The 4,964-nt window shown below is 72.2% G+C and carries 5 protein-coding genes; 4 read left to right on the top strand and 1 reads right to left on the bottom strand.

Annotated features, from left to right (window positions below; all coding sequences use genetic code 11):
• Together QWY29_RS19705 and QWY29_RS19700 are read left to right on the top strand one after the other, a co-directional pair.
• On the top strand, positions 1–508 hold a 508-nt coding region (locus QWY29_RS19705; protein WP_500684587.1), incomplete at its 5' end, for a phosphohexomutase domain-containing protein.
• An 11-nt stretch (positions 509–519) separates the two neighbouring features.
• Positions 520–1,548 (top strand): GNAT family N-acetyltransferase, encoded by a 1,029-nt coding sequence (locus QWY29_RS19700; protein WP_300962937.1) that lies wholly within the window; start codon positions 520–522, stop codon positions 1,546–1,548.
• Here QWY29_RS19700 and coaA read toward each other — a convergent pair.
• Positions 1,535–2,545 carry a type I pantothenate kinase gene (gene coaA / locus QWY29_RS19695; protein ID WP_300962936.1) on the bottom strand — a complete coding sequence of 337 codons (1,011 nt, stop codon included), beginning with the start codon at positions 2,543–2,545 and terminating at the stop codon, positions 1,535–1,537. The genes QWY29_RS19700 and coaA overlap by 14 nt on opposite strands.
• A gap of 65 nt (positions 2,546–2,610) precedes the next feature.
• Here coaA and glmS point away from each other — a divergent pair, with 65 nt between their 5' ends.
• Complete coding sequence (glmS, locus tag QWY29_RS19690; protein WP_300962935.1) at positions 2,611–4,455, top strand: glutamine--fructose-6-phosphate transaminase (isomerizing); 1,845 nt, start codon at positions 2,611–2,613, stop codon at positions 4,453–4,455.
• A gap of 54 nt (positions 4,456–4,509) precedes the next feature.
• A complete protein-coding gene (locus QWY29_RS19685) occupies positions 4,510–4,863 on the top strand; it encodes a holo-ACP synthase (protein ID WP_300962934.1) in 354 nt (117 codons plus the stop codon).
• Positions 4,864–4,964 lie beyond the last annotated feature (101 nt).

Raw genomic sequence — 4,964 nt, 5'->3', positions numbered from 1 at the left:
CGTCGTGGCGACCGTGATGAGCAACCTCGGCTTCGTCAACGCGATGCGCGACGCCGGCGTCGCGGTGCGCCAGACCGCGGTCGGCGACCGCTACGTGCTCGAGGAGATGAACGCCCACCACTACTCGCTGGGCGGCGAGCAGTCGGGCCACGTGATCATGCGCGACCACGCCACCACCGGCGACGGCATCCTCACCGCGCTGCACGTGCTGGAGCAGATGACGCTGACCGGCCGCTCCCTGGCCGACCTGGCCTCGGTGATGACGCGCTTCCCGCAGGTGCTCGTCAACGTGCCCGGTGTCGACAAGACCCGCACCGACGACGAGGCTCTCCTGGCCGCGGTCGCCGCCGAGGAGGCCGCGCTCGGCGACACCGGCCGCGTGCTGCTCCGTGCCTCGGGCACCGAGCCGCTCGTGCGCGTCATGGTCGAGGCCGCGACCGAGCAGGTCGCCGGCGACGTGGCCGACCGGCTCGCAAAGGTGGTGCGCGAGCGCCTCGCGCTCTCGTAGCCTCGCGCCTCGTGCGCACCGCTGAGCCCGCTGTCGTCGTCCGACCGATCGACCCCGCCGACGAGCCCGCCCTCCGGTCCTGGTGGGAGGTCGGTGAGGCCGCCTCCCGCGAGCGCGCCTTCGACGCGTGGCCGGTCTGGGCGGTCTCCCGGGTAGCGCTGCGGCACGCCCGGCCCGACCGCGACGTCACGCTCGTGACCGCCACCGACGACGACGGCAGGGTCGTCGGCGCCGGCCGGCTGGAAGTGCCGCTGCTCGACAACCCCCACCTCGCCGAGCTGGAGGTGCACGTCGTGCCCGACGCGCGCCGCCAGGGCGTGGGGTCCACGGTGCTCGCCGATCTCGAGGCACGCGCGGTCGCGGCCGGCCGCCGGGTGCTGCTCGGCACGACGTTCGCGCCGGTCGGCGCGGAGAGCGCGGGCACGCTCTTCTGCGCGGCCCGGGGCTACCCCGTGGCCAGCCACGAGGAGACCAAGCTGGTCGACCTGCGGACCGCCCCCGCCGGCTGGGACACGCTCGACCGCCGGGTGGCGGAGCGGCTGGCGGCGTACTCGGTCGTGGGCTTCGAGCGGCGCGTCCCCGCCGAGCACGTCGAGGCGTTCTGCGCGATGCTCGCGGTCTTCACCTCGATGGTCCCCACCGGCGACCTCGAGCTCGGCCCGGCGTCGTGGGACGCGGAGCGGCTGCACGCCACCGAGCAGCGGTTCCACGAGAGCGGCCGCACCTGGATCGGCGCCCTCGCCGTCGCCCCCGACGGGACCGCCTGCGGCTTCTCCGAGCTGTCCGTCCACGACGCCGACCCCCGCCACGCCTCCGTCGGCGGCACGCTCGTGCTCACCGGGCACCGCGGCCACCACCTCGGCCTGGCGATGAAGCTGCACACCCACCGCCGCGTGCTCGAGCTCTTCCCCGACTGCCGGCACGTCGAGACCGGCAACGCCGGCGTCAACGCCCCGATGAACGCCGTCAACGAGGCGATGGGCTACCGCGTCGTCGAGCGGGCGCTGGACGTGCAGAAGAAGGTCGCTACAGCTTCCTGAGCCGCACGTAGCGCACGGAGTGGTCGCGGTCCTTGCGCATGACGAGGGTGGCGCGGGAGCGGGTGGGGAGGATGTTCTCGACCAGGTTGGGGCCGTTGATGGTGTCCCAGATCCGCTCGGCCTCGGCGACGGCCTCGTCGTGGGTGAGGGCGGCGTACTTGCTGAAGTAGGAGCCCGGGTCGCGGAAGGCGGTCTCGCGCAGTCGGAGGAAGCGGGAGACGTACCAGTCGCGGATCTTGTCGCGGCCGGCGTCGACGTAGACGCTGAAGTCGAAGAAGTCGCTGACCGCCAGGCTGGTCTTCCCGTCGTCGCGGACGCGGGCGGGCTGCAGGACGTTGAGGCCCTCGACGATGACGACGTCGGGGCGCTTGACCACGACCTTCTCGTCCTTCACCACGTCGTAGACGAGGTGGGAGTAGACAGGGGCCTCGACCTCGTCCTTGCCGGACTTGATGTCGACGACGAAGCGCAGCAGCGCGCGGCGGTCGTAGGACTCCGGGAAGCCCTTGCGGTGCAGGATGCCGCGGCGTTCGAGCTCGGCGTTGGGGTAGAGGAAGCCGTCGGTGGTCACCAGCGCGACGTTCGGGTGCTCGGGCCAGTGGGCGAGCATCTGCTGCAGGACGCGGGCGGTGGTCGACTTGCCGACCGCCACCGAGCCGGCGACGCCGATGACGAACGGCGTGCGCGGCGGCGTACGACGGTGCAGGAAGTCCTCCTGCTTGCGGTGCAGGCGGCCGGCGGACTCGACGTACAGGCTCAGCAGGCGGCTGAGCGGCAGGTAGACGTCGCGCACCTCGTCGAGGTCGAGGGAGTCGCCGAGGCCGCGGAGCGTGCGGATCTCCTGCCCCGTGAGCGGGCTCTCGGCGCCGGTGCCGAGAGCGGCCCACGCGGAGCGGTCGAGCTCGATGTAGGGGGACGGTTCCTTGTGGGACTCGTCGGCGGAGCCGTGGGCGGTCCCCGTCTGGGGTCCGGTCGAGCTCGACGACCCTCGCGACATGGGCGCGATTGTTGCAGCCCGGCGACGAAGCGGGGCGCGCGGTCCCACGTCGATACAGTGGCCCCATGTGCGGGATCGTCGGGTACGTCGGGGACAAGCAGGCCCAGGACGTCGTCATCGAGGGCCTGCGCAGGTTGGAGTACCGCGGGTACGACTCCGCCGGCATCGCCCTCGTCGACGGCGGCACCATCGCGTCGGCCAAGAAGGCGGGGAAGCTGGCGAACCTCGAGAAGGTGATCGGCGACCAACCGCTGCCGCCCTCGACCACGGGGATCGGGCACACGCGGTGGGCCACGCACGGCGCGCCGAACGACGTCAACGCGCACCCGCACCTGGGGTCGAACCGGCGGGTGGCGCTGGTGCACAACGGGATCATCGAGAACTTCGACGACCTCCGCGCCCGCCTCGAGGCCGACGACCACACGCTCGTCTCCGAGACCGACACCGAGGTGGCGGCGCACCTGCTGGAGCTCCAGGTGGAGTCCGGGGTGGACCTGACCACCGCGATGCAGCGGGTCTGCCAGCGGCTGCAGGGCGCGTTCACCCTCGTGGCGGTCGACGCGCAGGACCCCTCGCGGGTGGTCGCGGCGCGTCGCAACTCGCCGCTCGTGGTGGGCTTGGGCGAGGGGGAGAACTTCCTCGGCTCGGACGTGGCGGCGTTCATCGAGCACACCCGTGAGGCTCTCGAGCTGGGCCAGGACCAGGTCGTGACGATTACCCGCGAGGGCGTGGAGGTCACGACGTTCGACGGGGCGCCGGCCGAGGGCACGCGCTACCACGTGGACTGGGACCTGTCGGCGGCGGAGAAGGACGGCCACGACTGGTTCATGCGCAAGGAGATCTTCGAGCAGCCCCGCGCGGTGGCGGACTCGCTGCTGGGCCGCCACGCGCGCAACGGGCTGCTCCAGCTCGACGAGATGCGGCTTTCCGACCAAGAGCTGCGCGACATCGACAAGATCATCATCATCGCGTGCGGGACGTCGTTCTACGCCGGCCTGGTCGCGAAGTACGCCATCGAGCACTGGACCCGCGTGCCGGTCGAGGTCGAGCTGGCCAGCGAGTTCCGCTACCGCGACCCGATCCTCGACTACTCCACGCTGGTGGTCGCCATCTCGCAGTCGGGGGAGACCGCCGACACCCTGCAGGCGATCCGGCACGCGCGGCTGCAGCGCTCGAAGGTGCTGGCGATCTGCAACACCAACGGCTCGACGATCCCGCGGGAGTCGGACGCGGTGATCTACACCCACGCCGGCCCGGAGATCGGCGTGGCGTCGACCAAGGGGTTCCTGACCCAGCTGGTGGCCTGCTACCTGCTGGCGCTCTACCTGGCGCAGGTCAAGGGCACCCGCTACGGCGACGAGATCAGCGAGATCATGCACCAGTTGGAGGCGGTGCCGGACCAGATCGCGTCGGTGCTGTCCCGCTCCGACGAGGTCTACGAGCTGGCGCGCTCCCACGTGGGCACCCGGTCGGTGCTGTTCCTGGGCCGGCACGCGGGTTACCCGGTGGCGCTGGAGGGGGCGTTGAAGCTCAAGGAGCTGGCCTACATCCACGCCGAGGGGTTCGCGGCCGGTGAGCTCAAGCACGGCCCGATCGCGCTGGTCGAGGAGGGGCTGCCGGTGCTGTGCGTCGTGCCGCCCCGGGGCCGGGACCAGCTGCACGAGAAGATGATCTCGGGCATCCAGGAGGTCCGCGCGCGGGGTGCGCGCACGATCTGCCTGGCCGAGGAGGGCGACACCTCGATCGAGCCGTACGCCGACCACCTGATCCGCCTGCCCAAGGTGCCGGTGCTGCTCCAGCCGCTGGTCGCGGTCGTGCCGCTGCAGCTGTTCGCCTGCGAGCTGGCCACCGCGATGGGCCACGACGTCGACCAGCCCCGCAACCTCGCCAAGTCCGTCACCGTCGAGTGAGCAGCGTCGAGTGAGCACCGGCGGCTTCGTGGGTCACGTGAAGGTGGTCCGCGCGTGCCGGTGATCGGCGTCGGCATCGACGTCGTCGACATCGAGCGGTTCGGCGCGTCGCTGGAGCGCACGCCCGGCCTCTCCGCGCGGCTGTTCACCCCCGACGAGGCCACCCGCCCACTGGCCTCCCTCGCCGCCCGGTTCGCCGCCAAGGAGGCGCTCGCCAAGGCCCTCGGCGCCCCCGTCGGCATGTCCTGGCAGGACGCCGAGGTGGTCTCCGAGTCCTCCGGCCGCCCGCTCTTCGAGATGCGCGGCTCCGTCCTCGCCCGCGCCGACGAGCTCGGCGTCGCCTCCGTCCACCTCTCGCTCTCCCACGACGCCGGCGTCGCCTCGGCCGTCGTCGTGCTGGAGTCCTGAGAGGCCCGGTCCCCGCCTCGTGCTGCTGAGCGTGCGCCAGAGCGCACGCTCAGCAGCACGAGGCCAGCGACGGCGTCAGGCGGCCCGGGGGACGCCGAGGC

The sequence above is a fragment of the Nocardioides abyssi genome (genome assembly GCF_030412915.1).
In the GTDB taxonomy this organism is placed as follows: Bacteria; Actinomycetota; Actinomycetes; order Propionibacteriales; family Nocardioidaceae; genus Nocardioides; species Nocardioides abyssi.
Note: the sequence above shows the minus strand (reverse complement) of the source record. Positions and strands in the feature narration are given on the sequence as shown.

Excerpts from the sequence above, each read along its gene's own strand:
- coaA (WP_300962936.1), bottom strand. The coding sequence starts at position 2,545 with ATGTCGCGAGGGTCGTCGAGCTCGACCGGACCCCAGACGGGGACCGCC.
- glmS (WP_300962935.1), top strand. The coding sequence starts at position 2,611 with ATGTGCGGGATCGTCGGGTACGTCGGGGACAAGCAGGCCCAGGACGTC.